Origin of the sequence: Sulfuricaulis limicola (genome assembly GCF_002355735.1) — a bacterium.
In the GTDB taxonomy this organism is placed as follows: Bacteria; Pseudomonadota; Gammaproteobacteria; order Acidiferrobacterales; family Sulfurifustaceae; genus Sulfuricaulis; species Sulfuricaulis limicola.
This window is the reverse complement of the sequence record NZ_AP014879.1, coordinates 2,151,655-2,170,179: the sequence shown is the minus strand read 5'-3', so window position 1 is coordinate 2,170,179 and position 18,525 is coordinate 2,151,655. Positions and strand designations below refer to the sequence as shown.

Here is an 18,525-nt window from a genome sequence, read left to right as displayed (position 1 = left end):
TCCGGGGCGCGACTAGCCTCCGGTTTTGCCGGGCTGGTCGCCCTGCACCGATACCAGCGTGTCGTTCCTGAAAATCAGCGTCAACCGCTGAGTCTCGCCGGTTTTTTCCTTGCTGCCACGCAGATAGTAGTAATAATCCCAGCGGTTGGGGTGGAAGGCGTCGGTAACGAGCGGCGTTCCCAGCACGAAACGCACCTGGCTGCGCGTCATGCCGGGCTTGAGCTTGGCGATCATGTCCTGGCTGACGACATTGCCCTGTTGAACTTCAACCTTGTAGACCGAAAGACAGCCGCCCAGCAGCAGCACAAGACAGGCGGGAAGAAGCAGAGAACGCATAGTTTTGGAAATCGTCCGCGGGCTGATTATTGAGGCGGCATGCACCAGTTTGAATGTATCCGTCCGTTTGATATCGCGGTAACCTTGAAACGAAGTCATTTTGCCGCCTCAATAATCGAAGGTCATAATGATTTTCTTATTGACTCGGCACGCCTTCAGTATCACCGAAGTCGCGTGGTATCTGTGACGGGTTGCCTCGATTCAAGTACAATCGTGCCGAGTCAATAACTGGCGCGATGATAACCCGAAGGCTTTCCCGGGTATACTCTCCGCGCAGTCCCTTGAACGGAAAACGTGCATGACCTCCACGCGAAACCCCAATGTCGGCGGCGCCGAGCTCAAGAAAGCCGGGCTCAAGGCGACGTTGCCGCGCCTCAAGATTCTCAACATCCTCGAGGCCGCCAGGCACCCGCACATGACCGCGGAGGAGGTTTACAAGGAACTGCTGGGCATGGGCGAGGAAGTGGGTCTGGCGACGGTGTACCGCGTGCTGACCCAGTTCGAGGGCGCCGGGCTGGTGATCCGGCACAACTTCGAGGGCGGGCGTTCCGTGTTCGAAATCAACCAGGGCAGCCACCACGACCACATGGTCTGTCTCGAGTGCGGCCAGGTGTTCGAGTTTTTTGACACCGCGATCGAGGAACGCCAGCACAAGATCGCCGAGAAGGCCGGGTTCCACATAGACGACCACTCGCTGTATCTCTACGGCGTGTGCGAGGGCATGAAGAAGCACGGCAAGTGTTCCAAGAAATAAAGGGGCCCCTTCCGACTCCCCCTCTCCCGCGAGGCAGGAAGTGAAGCGGAAACAGGAAATGGTCCGGTGGACCTTTTCCCCGCTGAACGGGTGCACACGATTCTTCGTGCGCCCCGGCGGGAACAAGGGGAGAGGGTTCGTGGCCCGCCGCCGTTTTCCTCAGCTCCGTTTCACCTTCCCGCCCATAATCCAGGCGAACACGATCCCGCAGATCGCCAGGGCCCAGACCACCACCGCGCCCGACGGCAGATCGAGCACCGCCGACAGCGCCAGTCCAACGGCATAGCCCAGCACGCCGACGGAATAGCCGATGACCAGCCGCCGGCGCGCGACGTGGAACCGGCTCGCCAGCGCCGGGATGATCAGGCTCGCGAACACCAGATACACGCCGACCAGTTGCACCGACGCTGTGACTGCGAGCGCGAACAGGACATAGAACCCGATGCGCCCCAGGCGTTTGCCGGCGCCGAACCAGAGCGCGAGGATGACGGCGGTGAGCAGCGCGACCGGCAGCAGCTGCTTGTAGTTCACCCATAATATCTGGCCCACCAGCAGGTCCTTCAGATGTTCGCCACCATGAGGGTTGCTGGCGAGCAGCAGGATGCCGGCGCAGGCGGCGAGCACGAACAGCACGCCGATCAAGGCTTCCTGCACCTCGGGCCAGCGCTTTTCCGTGAGCGTGAGCAGCAGTGCGCCGAGCAGCGCCGCGCCCACGGCCGCGATCTGCACCGCGAAACCCTGCGGCTCCCAGCCCATGCCGTCGGCGGCGATGACGCCGAGCCCGGCGATCTGCGCGATCGCGAGATCAATGAAAACTATCCCGCGTGCCAGCACCTGTTGACCCATCGGCACATGCGTCGCGAGCACCAGCAGGCCGGCGACGAACGCGGGCCCGAGAATGCTGATGTCGAGCGCGTCGAGGTTCATTTGTCGCTCCCAGCATCCTGCTTTTCGCGACACTTGTGCGTCCCTGCACATCGCAGCGCATCCAATAACTGCTGCACGGTGTCATCGAAGAGACTGAAGAGGTCCCTGGCCTTGTCGTTACCGCCGACGGTGTACGGCAGCGCGACCGCGGGAATCCCGGCGCGCCCGGCCAGCCACTCCGAGGAACGGTCGTCGCTGTAGGTCGCGCGCAGGATCATCTTCGCCGGTTCGCGTTGCAGTTGCTCCAGCACGGCGGTGAGGTGCGCGCTGGTGGGTTCCACGCCCGGCTTGGGTTCGAGCGCCGCCACCTCGCGCAACCCGAGCCAGTTTTCCAGATAGGGGAAGCCCTTGTGCTGCACCACTACCGGCACGCCGCGCAACGGCGCTGCCTGTTTTGTCCAGCGTTCCAGCGCCGCGTCCCAGCGTTTCGCGAAGTCACGCTGGCGTTGTTGATAATGTGCCGTCCCGGACGGGTCGATTTCCGCCAGGCGCTGCGCGAGCGCGGTGGCCACGCGGCCGATATTGCGCGGGTCGGTCTGGATATGCGGATTGCCGGCGGCATGCACGTCGCCCTCGGCGCGGTCGAGGCGCGTCGGTACCTCGAGTTTCTGCACGTGGTTTGCCGCCTCGAAATAGCCCGGCTTGCCCGGCTGGATCGCGTTGTTGCCCGACTGGCGCAGCACGATCGGCAGCCAGCCGATCTCCAGTTCCGCGCCGGTGCATACCACGAGACCGGCGCGCCGCGCCTGCGCCAGCAGGCTCGGCTTGGCCTGTATCTGGTGCGGGTCCTGCTGCGCGCTGGTCGCGACATAAACCGTGACGCGGTCGCCACCCAGTTCCTGGGTCAGCGCGCCCCATTCGGGTTCGCAGGCGAAGACGTTGAGCGCCGCGGCGGCAAACGGACTGAACACGAGCGCCACGGCGGACAGTGACAGCCTGAGAATGTTTTTCATGGGTTCCCTCCGTGAATCAATATTGATGCGCGCCATGGGCGCCAAGGCTCATCTGGTACTGCACGAACCATTGATTGTCGGTGACGTCCTGGCGTGACTGGTCGCGGGCGAATTGCAGGCGGATGCGGCTGAACTCGCTCGGGTTGAAGTCGACCATCACGCTGTGCTTCGACGGATTGAAGCCGGATCGCGGCAGATTGGCGTTGTTCGATCCGTAGTCGACCGTGCCGTGGTCCAGCTGCTCGGCGCGCAGGCCGACGCGCCAATACGGCATGAATTGATAGATGCCCTGAAGATACCAGCCCGATTGCCTGGCATCGTACGCCGCCGTGCTGGCCACTCCGGTTGTGTCATAGGTGAGATCGCCGTCTTCCTCCCGGCGCAGATATTCCGCCTGCAACTTGAAATTGGTGCGGACCGGATTGCCGTTCGGCGCGTATTTCCACACGAAGTCGGCGATCCACAAGCGGCCGTCGCCGCTGAAGGCGTTGGTAATGTCATTGCCGGTGAGATCGGTTTCGGAAAATTCACGATTCCGCGGCGAGGATTCCAGTATCGAAAGTCCCGCGCGCCAGCTGTGGCTCGCGCCGACATCGCCGCCGACATGGACAAACACCGTGCCGGCACCAGAACCATTCTTGTCACGATCGCTGCCAGGGAAGGGACGTCCACGGCCGAGTTCCGCGCCAAGTTCGAGGAACAGCTCGGTCGGCGCAAGCCATTTCACTTGTAGCGCATCGTCGCCAAACTGCGTGCCCAGGAACGCCTGGTATACGAGCGGGGCATCCACGAAATCCCAGACATGCGCGTGTTGTGCGTTCAAATACCCGATGCCCGAGAAGAAGCGCCCGGCCTTGACGGTGAATCCGTTCGGCAACGCGATGGTCTGAACGAACGCCTCTTCCACCGACGCGGTATCGTCAGGGTGCATGGAATAATTCAGCCCCCCGTAGAAATACGGATCGATGTTGGCATAGATGCCCAGTTCACTCTCGGCGAGGCTGAACCCACGCTGACCCGGACCGGCATCCACGCCGGATGGCAGCGGGAATCCGGTGATGCGGTAGTTCGCCGGGTCCTGCGAGAGATTGGCGTAAAGGCCGGAGAGGATCAGTAAGATTGCCGGATTGAAGCTGTTGGCGGCCGAGGTGGGCGCGACGGGAGGCGCGGACTCCAGTTGTTTTACACGCTCCTCCAGCGAGTGCAGGCGCTGCTGGTCATTGAGCTTGTCCGCTCCCGGGTCCGATGAAGCCGGCGCGGCATCCGTTGAGGCCGCCAGCACCGTAGCGGGCGTGAACAGCGCCAGCGCGGCCATGGCGAAAAATTTCCTGCGAAACATCAGGTTTCCTCCGAAATCAAAAAGAGATGAAGCCTTGCTCACGCAAGGCGCGTGCGCGGATGTTGTCCGCGCACGTTTGTTACGGCATCAGATTTCGGAAAAGCGGGGCGGGGCGCGTGCGGAAAAAACCGGAACTGGCTGAAGGCGGGGTGCCGGCAGCGAAACCGGAAGATGCGGGACGGAAGAGCCGGAAACGATGAAGACGAATGGCGTGGAAACGGGAGATTTGCCCAGATGGTCCGAGAACTGACACAGCGCGCATTGCGATCCCAGATTCTGCGTCTGGTGTTCCAGCTCGTGCGCGAGCGCACCCGCTTCCACGAACAACAGGAACAGCGCGAACATCCAGGCGCGCCATCCGGTCATGTGCCGGGTGATTCCTTTCATCATGGGCAGAAGCTATTTGAGTTCCAGCAGCACCGCGGTTTCATCGCAGTTATTGTATTTGTAGCACTTGACGCAGATGCCCCAGACCTTCTCGGGCAGCGTGTCCATGGGCACGGTCCTGAAGCCGAGCTTGTGGAAAAACGGCGCGACGTAGGTCAGGGCCATCAGCCGGTTCAGGCCGATGGCGCGCGCCTCTTCGATGATGCGCTGCACCAGCAGGCGTCCGAAGCCCCGGCCCTTCCAGGCATCGTCCACCACCAGGCTTCTGACCTCGCCGAGGCTTTCGGTGAATATTTCAAGCGCGCCGCAGCCGGCGACCTGGCCGTTCACCTCGACCACGAAAAAATCGCGCAGATGGCGATAGAGCTCGTTCATCGTTCGCGGCAGCAGGTTGCCCTGCGCGGCGTAGATTTCGAGCAGATGATGGATGTAGGGCACGTCGCCGATCGCGGCCGGCCGTATCACCGGCGCAGCGTGCTCGGCGGCGCGGGTCAGGTCAGGCTGAGGCACGTTCGAGCATGTCCTTGGCGTGCGCCAGTGTTTGCTTGCTGATTTCCACGCCGCCAATCATACGCGCGATTTCCATGGTGCGCTCGCGCTCGGTCAGTGGTATCGCCTCGGCCACCGTGTCCTTGCCTTCGGTCTGTTTGCGTATCTGGACATGCTGAGCGCCCTGCGCCGCCACCTGGGCCAGGTGCGTGATGCACAGCACCTGACGCGATTCGCCGAGTGCGCGCAGTTTGCGGCCCACCACCTCGGCCACGCGTCCGCCGATGCCGACGTCGACCTCGTCGAAGATCAGCGTGGGGATGCGCCCGGTGCCCGCGAGCACCACCTGCAGGGCGAGGCTGATACGCGACAGCTCGCCACCGGAGGCCACCTTGGCCAGCGGCCGCGCCGGCTGTCCGGGATTGGCGCTGACCAGGAATTCGATGCGCTCGAGGCCATGGGCGCCGGTTTCACCCTCCGGCAACGGCGTGACGCTGACTTCAAAACTTCCGCCCGGCATGCCGAGCTCCTGCATTTCGCCGGTGACGGCCTTGGCGAGTTTTTTCGCCGCGTTCTGGCGCGCGCGCGTGATTTCTTTCGCCGCCTTGAGATAAAGCGTATTCACCTTTCCAAGATCCTCTTCGAGTTTCGTGAGGCTGGTGTCGAGGTTTTCGATCTCGTTCAGTTCCGTGCGCAGGCGCGCGTGCACCGCCGGCAGCTCCTCGGGTTTCACCTTGTGTTTGCGCGCCAGGTCATGCACGGTGGACAGGCGGCGTTCGACGGCCTGCAACCGCGACGGGTCGAGTTCCAGGCTTTCGAGATAATGATTCAGGCGGCCGCCGGCCTCGTCGATCTGGATGGAAGCCTCGTTGAGCAGGGCGGCGATTTCGCCGAGCTTGTGGTCGTACTTCACGAGCGATTCCAGCCGGCTGACGGCGCGCGCCAGTTGCCGCGCTACCGCTGTTTCCTCGTCTTCCGTGACCGCCTGCGCCAGGGATTGCACGCCTTCGATGAGCTCGGCGCCGTTGGCCAGGCGCGCATGTTCTTCCTCGAGCGCGGGAATCTCGCCCGTGGCCAGCGCCAGCGCTTCCAGTTCGCGCACCTGGTGCGTGAGCCACTCGACGCGCGCCTCGCGATCCGCCGTGCGCTGCTTCAGGGTGGTCAGCCGCTCGCGCAGCGTTTCCATATCCCGGTAGTGGCCGGCAAGGACACGCACGTCGTCCTCCAGGCCGGCATAATCGTCGAGAATCTCCCGCTGGGCATCGCGCCGCAGCAGTGACTGGTGTTCGTGCTGGCCGTGGATGTCCACCAGATGTTCGCCCAGCTCGCGCAGCATCTGGACCGGTACCGGCCGGCCGTTGATGAACCCGCGCGAGGGTTTGTCGGTCTCGACCACGCGCCGCAGCACGCATTCCTGGTCGTCGAACAGGTCGTTCTCCTTGAGCCATTTCGCGGCGCTGCTCGCGGGCTTCACGGCAAAGCCGGCCGAGACTTCGGCACGCGCGCAACCGTGGCGGATCACCTGGCTGTCGGCGCGTTCGCCCAGCACCAGCGCCAGCGCGTCGATGAGAATGGACTTGCCCGCGCCGGTCTCGCCGGTCAGTACCGTGAAACCGGATTCGTACGCGAGGCTCAGCTCGCGCACGATGGCGAAATCGCGGACGTAAAGCTGCGTCAGCATCAGAGTTTCCGGCCCCAGTGCAGCTTGATGCGCATCACCTCGAAGTGGCTGCGGCCCGAGGGGTGCAGCAGCTCGACCTCGTGTTCGGAGCGCCGTATGTACACGCGATCGTGGTCCTGCAGCGTGAAGGTGGACTGGCCGTCGTAGGCGCTGTAGGCGTGTTGCTCGGCGATGCGCGAAACTAGGATCTCCACGATGCTGTCGCTGGAAATCACGATCGGCCGGTTTGACAGCGTGTGCGGGCAGATCGGCACGATGGCGATGGCGTCGAGCGTGGGATGCAGGATCGGCCCGCCCGACGACAGCGCGTAGGCGGTGGAGCCGGTGGGACTGGCGATGATGATGCCGTCGCCACGGATGCTATGGACAAATTCGCCGTCGACAAAGGTCTCGAACTCGATCATGCGCGCCAGCTCGCCCTTGGCCACGATCACGTCGTTGAAGGCGCTGGCGGTGTGCACGATGCGTCCCTTGCGCATGACCTCCGCGTGTAACAGCAGCCGGGTTTCGGTCTGGTAGTCGCCGCCGAGAATCTTGCCGATCTCGGTGGTCATGGTCTCGGCCTGGATGTCGGTGAGGAAACCGAGACGGCCGAGGTTGACGCCGATGATGGGGACGTGATGCGGCGCGAGTTCGCGCGCCACGTTGAGCAGGGTGCCGTCGCCGCCGACGACGACCGCCAGATCGATTTCGCTGCCGATGGCGGCGCGCGGCCGCGACGGTGACTTGGATCCGGGGAAATGCTCGGCCGTGGCCTGGTCCAGCAGGACCTTGAGCTTGCGCCCCAGCAGGAATTCCTCGAGCCGGCGCAGGTGTTCGACCACGGTCTGGTCCTGGTATTTGCCGAACAGGCCGACGGTTTTGATTTTTTTGTCCATGAATGTCTTCCGGATGTGAATCATAAACCTAGCACGCACCCAACTGCTGGCCAATGCACCATTTATTGATCGCGGATTGCCGGCACGATCTGCGTGATCGCTGACTTTTGGTTCTGCGAATCCTGAAAAATCCTGTTAATCCTGCCCGTCCTGCTTTGTTGAATGATTCCTGGAAAGGGACAGGGCTTGGCACTCAAGCTTTGAGAGTGCTAAAGTCAGCACCATTATAGAGGTTTGCCATGACTCTCGATGCCCGCGCGGAAATATTGCTGAAAACGCTGATTGAGCGGTATATCGCCGAGGGTCAGCCCGTGGGTTCGCGCACCCTGGCGCGTCAGGCCGGGTTGGATCTGTCCTCGGCCACGGTGCGCAACGTCATGTCAGACCTTGAGGAAATGGGGCTGGTGCGCTCCCCGCATACCTCGGCCGGGCGCGTGCCGACGGAACGCGGCTATCGCGTGTTCGTGGACACCCTGCTGAAGGTCAAATCCCTGAACGTGAACGAGTTGCACAAACTCGAGAAAGAGCTGCACGCGGATCACGACCCGCAGCACCTCATCGAGAATGCCTCGCACATGCTGTCCGAGGTCTGCAAGCTCGCCGGCATCGTCATGATGCCGCGGCGCGAGGAGCAGCTGGCCTTCCGCCACATCGATTTCGTGAATCTCTCGAACCGGCGCGTGCTGGTGATCCTGGTGACGCAGGACGGCCAGGTGCACAACCGCATCATCCAGGCGGAGCGTGACTATTCTCCGGCCGAGCTGGTGCAGTCCGCCAATTATTTCAACGAGACCTATTCCGGCACTTCCATGAGCGACGTGAAACGCGCCCTGCTGCAGGAGATACAACAGGCCAGCGACGACATGCAACGCATCATGCAGGTCGCGGTGAGCATGGCGCGCGAGGCGCTGAGCGGCGAGGAACAGTCCGACGAGCTGGTGGTCAGCGGCGAATCCAATCTCATGGATTTCCCCGAGCTGGGGGACGTACGCAAGCTGCGCAAGTTGTTCGAGGCCTTCAATGCCAAGCGCGACCTTTTGCATCTGCTGGACCAGAGCATGCGTGGCCCCGGCGTGAAAATATTCATCGGCCAGGAATCGGGTTACGACGTGCTGGCCGATTGCAGCGTGGTCACGGCGCCCTACAGCGCCGACGGCCGCATCGTCGGCACGCTGGGGGTCATCGGCCCCACGCGCATGGCCTATGAGCAGGTGATCTCCATCGTCGATATCACGGCCCGGCTCCTGGGCGGCGCCCTCAGCAGCAGCGAGCGTCCCGGGCGGCTTGAATCCTCGGGCCGTTAACCCCATTCATGATGAGTCCATTCACCGCGGAGATGTAGTAATGAGCGAATATAAGGAAGCCCCGGCTGGCCCGGCGGCGAGGGAGAACGCTGCTCCGGACGCCGGCGCCCCACACGATCTCGAACCGGGCACTGAAGCCCAGCAATTGCAGGCAGAGCTGGAAAAGGTCCGTGCCGAGGCCGCGGAGAACCTGGACCGGTTCCTGCGCGCCCGCGCCGAGGCCGAGAACATGCGCAAGCGCGCGGAGCTGGATGTCGTGGCCACGCGCAAATTCGCCATTGAGCGCTTTGCTTCGGAAATCATCGCGGTCCGGGACAGCCTGGAGCTCGCCCGGATGGTGGAGCTGCCGAAGGACAGCAACCCGGCGGTGCAGAAAATGCACGAGGGGCTGGATCTGACTCTGAAATTGCTGGACGGCATCTTCCAGAAATTCGGCCTGACCCTGATCGACCCGGCGGGACAGAAATTCGACCCCGAACGACATCAGGCCATCAGCATGGTCGATTCCGCGGAGGTCCCGCCGGGCCACGTGGTAAATGTGGTCCAGAAGGGATTTTTGCTGAATGACCGCCTGTTGCGCCCGGCCATGGTGGTCGTGGCGCGCGCGGCGGCCGAGCCGGCAAAGCCGGCCGGGTCAGCTTGAAAACCGGCCGGACCAGCCCCATTTCGAATTCCAATTACAAGCAAATTTTGAGGCGATAACCATGGCAAAAATTATCGGTATAGACCTGGGCACAACCAACTCCTGCGTGGCGGTCATGGAAGGGGACAAGGTGCGCGTGATCGAAAACAGCGAAGGCGATCGCACGACCCCGTCGATCGTGGCCTACACCGATGATACCGAGGTGCTGGTGGGCCAGGTGGCCAAGCGCCAGGCGATCACCAACCCCGCCAACACGCTGTATGCCATCAAGCGCCTGATCGGGCGCAAGTACGAAGACGAAGTCGTGCAGCGCGACATCAAGATGGTGCCGTACAAGATCGTTAAGGCCAAGAACGGCGATGCCTGGGTGGAAGCCAAGGGCAAGTCCATGGCGCCGCAGGAAATTTCCGCGCGCGTCTTGCAGAAAATGAAAAAGACCGCCGAGGACTATCTCGGCGAGGAAGTGAAGGAAGCCGTCATCACCGTGCCGGCCTACTTCAACGATTCCCAGCGCCAGGCGACCAAGGACGCCGGGCGCATCGCCGGTCTCGAGGTCAAGCGCATCATCAACGAGCCGACCGCCGCGGCGCTCGCCTACGGCATGGACAAGAAGCCGGGCGATTCCAAGATCGCGGTCTATGACCTGGGCGGCGGCACGTTCGACATTTCCATCATCGAGATCGCCGAGGTCGACAAGGAGCACCAGTTCGAGGTGTTGTCCACCAACGGCGACACCTTTCTCGGTGGCGAGGACTTCGACAAGCGCATCATCGATTACCTCGCGGACGAATTCAAAAAGGACGCCGGCGTGGATCTGCACAAGGATCCACTCGCGTTGCAGCGCCTGAAGGATGCCGCGGAGAAGGCCAAGATCGAACTGTCCTCGAGCCAGCAGACCGAGGTGAACCTGCCGTACATCACGGCGGATGCCAGCGGCCCGAAGCATCTCAACATCAAGATCACGCGCGCCAAGCTCGAGGCGCTGGTCGAAGATCTCATTCAGAAAACCATCGAGCCGTGCAAGGTCGCGCTCAAGGACGCCGGGCTCAAGGCCTCCGACATCGACGACGTGATCCTGGTCGGCGGCCAGACCCGCATGCCCAAGGTGCAGCAGCTGGTGAAGGATTTCTTCGGCAAGGAACCGCGCAAGGACGTGAACCCGGACGAGGCGGTCGCCGTCGGCGCCGCCATCCAGGGCGGCGTGCTGGGCGGACAGGTGAAGGACGTGCTGTTGCTCGACGTCACGCCACTGTCGCTCGGCATCGAAACGCTGGGCGGCGTCATGACCAAGCTTATTCAGAAGAACACCACGATCCCGACCAAGGCCTCGCAGGTGTTTTCGACCGCCGACGACAACCAGACGGCGGTGACGGTGCACGTGCTGCAAGGCGAGCGCGAGATGGCCTCGGGCAACAAGTCGCTTGGCCGTTTCGACCTCGGCGACATTCCGCCGGCGCCGCGCGGCGTGCCGCAGATCGAGGTCGGGTTCGACATCGATGCCAATGGCATCCTGCATGTGTCAGCCAAGGACAAGGCCACCAACAAGGAAAACCGGATCACCATCAAGGCCGGTTCCGGCCTGACCGAGGAAGAGATCCAGAAAATGGTCAAGGACGCCGAGGCGCATGCCGAGGAAGACCACAAGGCGCGCGAGCTCGCCGAGGCGCGCAACCACGGTGACAGCCTGGTGCACAGCGTGCGCAAATCCGTGAAGGAAATGGGCGAGAAACTGGACGCCGCGGAAAAGGAAAAAATCGAGGCCGCCATCAAGGAACTCGAGGAAGCCACGCGCGGTGACGACAAGGACGATATCAAGAAAAAGACCGACGCTCTGCTGGAGGCCTCGCACAAGCTGGCCGAGCAGATGTACGCGCAGGCCAACGCCTCGGCCGCGCCGGGCGCGGCGGAAACCGCCGGCGCCGAGAAAACCGAGGCCAAGGAAAAGGAAAACGTGGTCGACGCCGAATTCGAGGAAGTGAAGGACGACAAGGACAAGAAGTAAGTTCAGCGCATTGGCGAACGAAGGCACGGTGGGGCGATCGGGGAAGGTTGGCCACTGTGCCTTTGCCATTTGAGGTTCAGACATTCGTGCAAAACGGGTCGCGGGAATGACAAAAAAAGACTATTACGAAACACTCGGCGTGGCACGCAACGCTTCGGACGCGGATATCAAGAAGGCGTACCGGCGCCTGGCCATGAAATATCATCCGGACCGCAACCCGGGTGACAAGACCACCGAGGCCCAATTCAAGGACGCCAAGGAGGCCTACGAGGTCCTTTCCGATTCGCAGAAGCGCGCCGCGTACGATCAGTTCGGCCATGCCGGCGTGGACCCCTCGGCCGCGGCCGGCGCCGCGGGAGGATTTTATTCAGCGGGCGGCGCGAATTTCGCCGATATCTTCGGCGACGTGTTCGGCGACATCTTCGGCGGCGGGCGCGCACGCGGCGCGCAGGTCTTTCGCGGTGCGAATCTGCGTTACAGCCTGGAGCTTTCGCTTGAAGACGCCGTGCGCGGCACGGAAGTGCGCATCCGGGTTCCGGCAATGGAAAAGTGCGAGACCTGCCAGGGCAGCGGCGCCAAGGCCGGCACCTCGTCCAGCGTTTGCCGCACCTGCGGCGGCCACGGCCAAGTACGTATGCAACAGGGTTTCTTTTCCGTCCAGCAAACCTGTCCCAAGTGCCATGGTGCCGGCAAGGTCATCACCGATCCATGTCCGACCTGCCATGGCGCCGGCCGGGTGCAGCACACCAAAACATTGTCGGTCAAGGTTCCCGCCGGCGTGGACGAGGGCGATCAGATCCGTCTTGCGGGCGAAGGCGAGGCCGGCGAAAACGGCGGGCCGCCGGGTGACCTGTTCGTGCAGATCCGGCTCAAGCCGCATTCACTGTTCAAGCGCGAACAGGACGATCTCTATTGCGAAATGCCCGTGAGCTTTGCCACGGCGGTGCTTGGCGGCGAACTCGAGGTACCGACACTGGATGGACGCGCGTCAATCAAGGTACCGCCCGGCACCCAGAGCGAAAAACTTTTCCGTCTGCGCGGCAAGGGCGTGCGTAACGTGCGCAGCGGACAGACCGGTGATCTTTATTGCCGCATCAGCGTGGAGACACCAGTCAATCTGACTGCCAGACAGAAAGAGCTGTTGCAGGAACTTGAGCACTCGCTGCGTGAGGGGGGAACCCGTCATAGTCCTCGCGAAGCTTCTTGGCTCGACAAGCTCAAGGGCATCTTCGGCTGAGTCCCTTGACGGGTTCCGCGGGCGACTCGCGACGGTTGCATCCCCATCATAAAACGATGGGGCCCCTGCGCCCTGCTCGCGCCCGCCCCCCCCCATTGCGTGCCCCCGCATTCTGTCCCGGCCAATAAAATCAGGCATGGGTCTGGTTAACCCCGACTTTCAACCTGAGCAGCACGTCATTTTCAAATTCTTATATATCATGGAGTTATCGCATAATCTGCATGCAGCAGTTTGGGTGTATACGTAAGGCATCATTAACATTAACTATTCAGCTATGAATTTGAGGGCAATTACTGCCAGAATATAGGGGAGGGGATGAGACGAATTGACGGACAGCAGGGAAAGCTGCCAATAAGAGAGTGGCTTGCTGGCGTTATATCATGTTTGACCTGCAACAATTACCTGTCAGTGTTCCCGCGACTGATGAGCACCGGAATTATCCGCTGCATATCTATACGCTTGGTCGTTTTTCAGTCTCCCGGGGCATAGAGCCGATCCGTTTTGCCAGGAAAGCCCAACACCGGCCCCTGGAGTTGCTCAAGGTGCTGGTGGCTCTGGGTGGCCGTGAAGTTGCCACGGATCAGCTGGCGATGGCGCTGTGGCCCGAATCCGAAGGCGACGAGGCCTACAACGCTTTCGAAATCACTCTGCACCGGCTGCGCAGACTTGTGGGCGTCGACAAGGCGCTGGTGCTTTCAAACGGACTGCTCACCCTCGATAACCAGCTTTGCTGGGTGGACGTATGGGCCTTTGAACAGGCCACAGGTCAGGCCGAAGCCCTGCTGAATTCTTCGCAACCGGATCCCGACGAGCTGGCGATACTGTCCTCCAGGCTGCTGTCGCTTTATCACGGGCATTTTCTCGGCCGTGAAACGCCCGAACCGTGGTCCATCTCCCTGCGCGAGCGGCTGCGCAGCAAATTCCTGCGCCACCTGATGGATGTCGCGCGTCACTGGGAAAGGGTCGGGCGGCACGAAGCCGCCATCCAGTGCTACCTGAAAGGGCTCGAGGTCGACGACCTCGCCGAAATTTTTTATCAACGTCTGATGGTCTGCTATCACCAGCTCGGACGGCGCAGCGAGGCGCTGGCCGTATACCGCCGTTGCCGCACGACTCTGTCGTTGATTCTTTCCATCACCCCTTCTGCTGCCACCGAAGCCATTCACCGTCGATTGATCTAAGACTGAGATTCTGAATCCGGTCTCGTGCTATCCGGGCGCGAGATGCCTCGGCATGTTTCAGTTTTCTTCCAATCCGTAAGTTATCCGTATGTCGATTCCACGCATTCTTCCACGTACAGAAAAAAGAATTACAGACTGGAGGAGCGGATGGACAGCTACATCGTGCGCATGTATCGACGGGATGCCGATAATCCGGAGAGTCTTGTCGGTCTTGTGGAGACTGTCGGGGAAGAAGCCAAGCGCCCGTTTCACAGCGTCGGTGAACTGGTGGCGATCCTGTCAGAGTCCCACTCCCTCAAGCTTACAGCCACCAAGCCTGTTCTCAGGGTAATCGAGGCGGGCAAGAAAAAATCGCGTTAAAGCCTGGGAGTTCAAACAGGCACAAAAGCATTTTTCATTGGCGGCGCCTGATGGAGTGCGTCGCCGGCCACATCAAGGAGCATCACTCGAAGGACAGAAGAATACAAGGCGCAGGCCTTGCCACAAATAATAATGTATTTCAGGAGGAGTATATGGAGTTTTCCCGCCGCATAAAAACAGCAGGACGCGTCCTGGGGTTCGGGTTCGTCGGCGCGTTGATGCTCGTCGCGCTGCCCGCGCGCGCCGCCAGCGTTTCCTTTTTTCTTGACCAGTCGAATACCTTGCCCGACGGCAACCATTATCTGTCCGTGATGCTGACGGAAAATGGAACCGGCGGCGTGGATTTCCTCGTGCAAACGCTTGATCCGCTGAGCAACGTTGCCGGCCGGAACTTCGGCATCCAGAAATTCGGTTTCAGCTTCAACGACGAATCCGGGTTTGAAATCGCCGGACTGCCGGATTCCTGGAGGATCAGGGAAGACAGGAGAATGAGCGAGTTCGGAAAATTCGACATCCGGCTTCAGGGCAAGGGCAAGTCCCGCACCGACAGCCTGAGCTTCACGGTCAATGGCGCAACCCTCGATGATTTTGACGCGCTTTTCTCGGCGCATGTGGCGGGGTTCGAGTGGTGCAACATCATTGACGGAAAAGGCAAGTACGGCAAGAACAACTGGTGCGGCGACAGAAATTGCATAACGAGCGCATTCTTTGCCGGCTCCATGGGGCAGCTGCCTCCGCCGGATCCAAGCGTCGTCCCCGTGCCGGCCGCCGTTTGGCTGTTCGGTTCCGGACTGGCTGGCCTGCTCGGCGTGGCGTCGCGCCAAAAACGGAAAACTACTTAACCGTTTCCAGGATGACAGGGGGGGCACAATGACAAAGAAACCGATAAAGCCGGTATCAGGATCGCAATATGCGCGCCGTACTTTGCTTGTATTCGCTTGCTGGTTCGCCATGCCGGCGAGCGCGGCTACGGTCTATACCAATGACTTTCAGGGCACGATCGGAAGCGAATGGTCCGATACGAGTGTCGCGTCGGCACCCAACCCGGATTACGCCGGCACACGACTGTTCCTCGGGGAGTTCGGAAATGAAACCGTCAGTCTGTCCCTGAATGGGCTTCCGGCCCATGGGTTTACCACGGTGTCGTTCAGTCTCTATCTGATCCGTTCCTGGGACGGCAATGACACCACGCAGGTGAATGGTGACCCGCTCGGCCCGGATACCTGGAGTCTGGGCGTGGCTGGCGGATCGACCTTGTTAAGTGCGACCTTCAGCAATGGCAATCCCGCCGGTCAGTCATATGCGCCGTCTCCCGGCGCGCCCAGCTGCAACACCGGTTATAACGCGGTCTATCCCGCCGGCACCTACAATCCCATGACCGGCGCCGCCGAGTGCTATTCACTGGGTTACACCTTTACCGATCCGGTGAATAATCGTCCGGAGGAGTGGATGGATTCGGTCTACAACCTCAGCTTCACATTTGCGCACAACAGCAGTGATCTGGTTCTGAATTTCTCGGCCAGCGGACTGCAGGGCCTTGCCGACGAGAGCTGGGGTCTGGACAACATGCAGGTTGCCGTTGCTCCGGTCCCCGTGCCGCCGGCCGTGTGGTTGTTCGGGTCGGGGCTGCTGGGGCTGGTGGGTATCGCGCGACGCAAGGCACGCGCGTTGTAAAAAACAGAATTGATATAAAACCCGCGCGCGCGGCGTGTCATGCGCGGGTTCCATAAAAACAAATGCGGATAATCGTCCGTAAAAGGTGGGAGGGCAGGTCATGAAACGCCGCATAAAATCTCTGAACGAGATCAATATACTTTGGGCTGATGGCGGCCTGGCCTGCGTGCCGGCTGCCCCTTTTTGTCCGCACCGGCCGCCGTATGGCTGTTCGGTTCCGGCGTGCTGGGTCTGATCGGCGCCGCGCGGCGCAAAACAGCTTAACAGGCATGTCTTGCTCACAATTTATTCCGAAGAAATTATTTCAAGCCGTGAATCTGACCTCAAACGCGCTGTACCAGAATCTAAAAATACAAACCAAAACCAAAAGGAATCAATGAAAACAAAAACTACGCAAACCCTGCTTGCCGTTGCGCTAGTCGCCGGTTTCTTATCAGTCGGCGGCAATGCCACCGCTGCTTCATATTATGCAAGTACTTCAATCACGGGGGCCGCGTATTCGTGGGCCACGGCTGGGGATAGCCTGAATCAATACATGTCCTCCCAGAACGCCAGCCCTGTCTGGGCAAGCAACAGTAACTACCCGTCAGGTGTTACAGGCTCTTCCCTGGCCTATACCTATGCAGATGCTTGGTCCCTGGTGCAGACGGCGGGCATACACTTGAATACTTGGTCGAGTTCTACGGTTAGCGGGGGCGATACCTATAGTTACAGCGAAGCGTATGCCTCGGGCAGTTTCTCCGATCAGTTCGCTCTCAGCAGCCCCTCGGCCGCAGCGGGCAGCAGCGGCTTTGCGACCGTGGCCTTTTCGGTCTCGGGCTCGTTAGGGGACTCCTTCTGGGGCCCCGATGTCACCGGCAACAATTCGCTATGGGGAAGGTCGAGCGAGGAATGGCGCGGCGGGTTCCAGCTCAGAGATGCCGCGAACCAAGGTCTGGCATGGGAGGGTTTCCAGCGGCAGACGATGCTCAACGGAGCCAGTGATTTAATGGGCAACGCCGCACCCGGCACCTACTTGTTCACCATGCCCGTGGTGTTCGGTCAGGCGCTGAACCTGTCCATCTACGGTACGGTTCAGGCCAACTCCAGCACCAACAACAGTTACGGTCAGACCAACTTATCCGCAGTGGATGCGATGGGCCAGGCGTCGTTCGGGCATACCATCGCCTGGGGCGGCATCGTCGATCTGCGCGACGCGAACGGCGTGGCGATCACCGATTTCAACGCGTTGAGCGCCGACACCGGCTTCAACTATGCGAACGCATATGTTGCCCCTGTCCCCGTTCCCGCCGCCGCGTGGCTGTTCGGCTCGGGGCTGCTGGGGCTGATCGGCATCGCACGTAAAAAGAAGTAGGCCACGCTGAAAATCAACCCGGGCGGCAGGCTGCCGCCCGGGAATGCCGCGATAGTTTTTGCCCTCCCATCACGGTCTTTCTGCACCGTATTAATCTTTCGAGTCCTCGCCCATACCGTGTTATCGGTTGGCGTCCCCGGTCAAATCATCTATTCTCTGCGGCAACAAGATTGCCGACAGGGAAACAGGATGATCAATATTGCCGTCACTGGCGCCGCCGGACGCATGGGCCGCACGCTCATCGAGGCCTGCGCGCGCGCCGAAGGTCTGCGTCTGAGCGCAGCGTTGGAGCGTCCCGGCAGCGCGGCCATTGGCAAGGACGCGGGCGAACTGGCGGGGTTGGGCAAGCTGGGCGTCGCCGTGCGTGCCGGGCTCGACGGGACGGACTTCGACGTGCTGGTGGATTTCACCAGTCCGGAAGCGACGCTTGCCAACCTCGACTACTGCTGCCAGCATAAAAAGAAAATGGTCATCGGCACCACCGGTCTCGATGAAGCAGGAAAAGGCCGTATCGCCACCGCCGCCAGGGACATCGCGATTGTGTTCGCGCCCAACATGAGTGTGGGCGTGAATCTGTGTTTCAAGCTGCTCGAAACCGCGGCGCGCGTGCTGGGCGACGAGGTGGACGTGGAGATCATCGAAGCGCACCACCGTCACAAGGCCGATGCGCCGTCGGGCACCGCGCTGCGCATGGGTGAAGTGGTCGCCAAAGTATTGCAGCGCGACCTCAAGGAGCATGGCGTATACGGCCGGCACGGCATCAGCGGCGAACGCGCGCGCCAGACCATCGGCTTCTCCAGCATCCGCGCCGGCGACATCGTCGGCGATCACACCGTGCTGTTCGCCGGCGGCGGCGAGCGCGTGGAAATCACGCACCGCGCCGAATCGCGCATGCCCTTCGCCAGCGGCGCGCTGCGCGCGGCGCGCTGGCTTGCCGAGAAGAAAAACGGCCTTTACGACATGCAGGACGTATTGGGATTGCGCTGATTGATTCTTGAATGGCGAGACGAACGCAGCGAAGCGGAG

General features: G+C 61.4%; 19 protein-coding genes. 11 read left to right on the top strand and 8 right to left on the bottom strand.

The window, feature by feature from the left end; genetic code table 11:
• Window positions 1-12: 12 nt before the first annotated feature.
• Window positions 13-336 carry an outer membrane protein assembly factor BamE gene (locus SCL_RS10330; RefSeq protein WP_096361943.1) on the bottom strand — a complete coding sequence of 108 codons (324 nt, stop codon included), beginning with the start codon at window positions 334-336 and terminating at the stop codon, window positions 13-15.
• A 298-nt stretch (window positions 337-634) separates the two neighbouring features.
• Here SCL_RS10330 and fur point away from each other — a divergent pair, with 298 nt between their 5' ends.
• Window positions 635-1,090, top strand: a complete 456-nt coding sequence (gene fur, locus SCL_RS10325) for a ferric iron uptake transcriptional regulator (RefSeq protein WP_096361137.1) — start codon at window positions 635-637, stop codon at window positions 1,088-1,090.
• A gap of 159 nt (window positions 1,091-1,249) precedes the next feature.
• On the opposite strand, the gene SCL_RS10320 is transcribed toward fur, so the two are convergent.
• The 7 genes from SCL_RS10320 to SCL_RS10290 all read right to left on the bottom strand — a co-directional run bounded on the left by SCL_RS10320 (window position 1,250) and on the right by SCL_RS10290 (window position 7,744).
• Complete coding sequence (locus SCL_RS10320; protein ID WP_096361136.1) at window positions 1,250-2,017, bottom strand: metal ABC transporter permease; 768 nt, start codon at window positions 2,015-2,017, stop codon at window positions 1,250-1,252.
• Entirely contained in the window at window positions 2,014-2,970 is a 957-nt protein-coding gene (locus SCL_RS10315; RefSeq protein WP_096361135.1) for a metal ABC transporter substrate-binding protein, read from the bottom strand. The genes SCL_RS10320 and SCL_RS10315 overlap by 4 nt, the downstream gene beginning before the upstream one ends.
• A 16-nt stretch (window positions 2,971-2,986) precedes the next feature.
• Complete coding sequence (locus tag SCL_RS10310) at window positions 2,987-4,309, bottom strand: porin family protein (protein ID WP_096361134.1); 1,323 nt, start codon at window positions 4,307-4,309, stop codon at window positions 2,987-2,989.
• Window positions 4,310-4,396: 87 nt separating this feature from the next.
• Complete coding sequence (locus SCL_RS10305; protein ID WP_096361133.1) at window positions 4,397-4,699, bottom strand: hypothetical protein; 303 nt, start codon at window positions 4,697-4,699, stop codon at window positions 4,397-4,399.
• A 9-nt stretch (window positions 4,700-4,708) separates the two neighbouring features.
• A complete protein-coding gene (locus SCL_RS10300; protein WP_197702601.1) occupies window positions 4,709-5,206 on the bottom strand; it encodes an N-acetyltransferase in 498 nt (165 codons plus the stop codon).
• On the bottom strand, window positions 5,193-6,866 hold the full coding sequence (recN, locus tag SCL_RS10295) for a DNA repair protein RecN (RefSeq protein WP_096361132.1): 1,674 nt from the start codon (window positions 6,864-6,866) through the stop codon (window positions 5,193-5,195). The genes SCL_RS10300 and recN overlap by 14 nt, the downstream gene beginning before the upstream one ends.
• Window positions 6,866-7,744 carry an NAD(+) kinase gene (locus SCL_RS10290; protein WP_096361131.1) on the bottom strand — a complete coding sequence of 293 codons (879 nt, stop codon included), beginning with the start codon at window positions 7,742-7,744 and terminating at the stop codon, window positions 6,866-6,868. The genes recN and SCL_RS10290 overlap by 1 nt, the downstream gene beginning before the upstream one ends.
• Window positions 7,745-7,983: 239 nt before the next feature.
• Here SCL_RS10290 and hrcA point away from each other — a divergent pair, with 239 nt between their 5' ends.
• The 10 genes from hrcA to dapB all read left to right on the top strand — a co-directional run bounded on the left by hrcA (window position 7,984) and on the right by dapB (window position 18,486).
• The gene (gene hrcA, locus SCL_RS10285) at window positions 7,984-9,048 is read left to right on the top strand and encodes a heat-inducible transcriptional repressor HrcA (RefSeq protein ID WP_096361130.1); all 1,065 of its coding nucleotides are present in this window, start codon (window positions 7,984-7,986) and stop codon (window positions 9,046-9,048) included.
• 40 nt (window positions 9,049-9,088) lie between these two features.
• Window positions 9,089-9,691 (top strand): nucleotide exchange factor GrpE, encoded by a 603-nt coding sequence (gene grpE, locus SCL_RS10280; RefSeq protein WP_096361129.1) that lies wholly within the window; start codon window positions 9,089-9,091, stop codon window positions 9,689-9,691.
• A gap of 61 nt (window positions 9,692-9,752) precedes the next feature.
• The gene (gene dnaK, locus SCL_RS10275; protein ID WP_096361128.1) at window positions 9,753-11,693 is read left to right on the top strand and encodes a molecular chaperone DnaK; all 1,941 of its coding nucleotides are present in this window, start codon (window positions 9,753-9,755) and stop codon (window positions 11,691-11,693) included.
• 106 nt (window positions 11,694-11,799) lie between these two features.
• Entirely contained in the window at window positions 11,800-12,930 is a 1,131-nt protein-coding gene (gene dnaJ, locus SCL_RS10270) for a molecular chaperone DnaJ (RefSeq protein ID WP_096361127.1), read from the top strand.
• A gap of 380 nt (window positions 12,931-13,310) precedes the next feature.
• Window positions 13,311-14,111 carry an AfsR/SARP family transcriptional regulator gene (locus SCL_RS10265; RefSeq protein ID WP_148665076.1) on the top strand — a complete coding sequence of 267 codons (801 nt, stop codon included), beginning with the start codon at window positions 13,311-13,313 and terminating at the stop codon, window positions 14,109-14,111.
• Window positions 14,112-14,258: 147 nt separating this feature from the next.
• The gene (locus tag SCL_RS10260; RefSeq protein ID WP_096361125.1) at window positions 14,259-14,471 is read left to right on the top strand and encodes a hypothetical protein; all 213 of its coding nucleotides are present in this window, start codon (window positions 14,259-14,261) and stop codon (window positions 14,469-14,471) included.
• Between the two features lie 50 nt (window positions 14,472-14,521).
• Entirely contained in the window at window positions 14,522-15,313 is a 792-nt protein-coding gene (locus tag SCL_RS14395; protein ID WP_197702600.1) for a hypothetical protein, read from the top strand.
• A gap of 109 nt (window positions 15,314-15,422) precedes the next feature.
• On the top strand, window positions 15,423-16,145 hold the full coding sequence (locus tag SCL_RS14390) for a hypothetical protein (protein WP_197702599.1): 723 nt from the start codon (window positions 15,423-15,425) through the stop codon (window positions 16,143-16,145).
• A gap of 274 nt (window positions 16,146-16,419) precedes the next feature.
• Window positions 16,420-17,499, top strand: coding sequence for a hypothetical protein (locus SCL_RS14385; protein ID WP_197702598.1), 1,080 nt, complete (start codon window positions 16,420-16,422; stop codon window positions 17,497-17,499).
• A gap of 189 nt (window positions 17,500-17,688) precedes the next feature.
• On the top strand, window positions 17,689-18,486 hold the full coding sequence (dapB, locus tag SCL_RS10240; RefSeq protein WP_096361121.1) for a 4-hydroxy-tetrahydrodipicolinate reductase: 798 nt from the start codon (window positions 17,689-17,691) through the stop codon (window positions 18,484-18,486).
• Window positions 18,487-18,525: the final 39 nt, after the last annotated feature.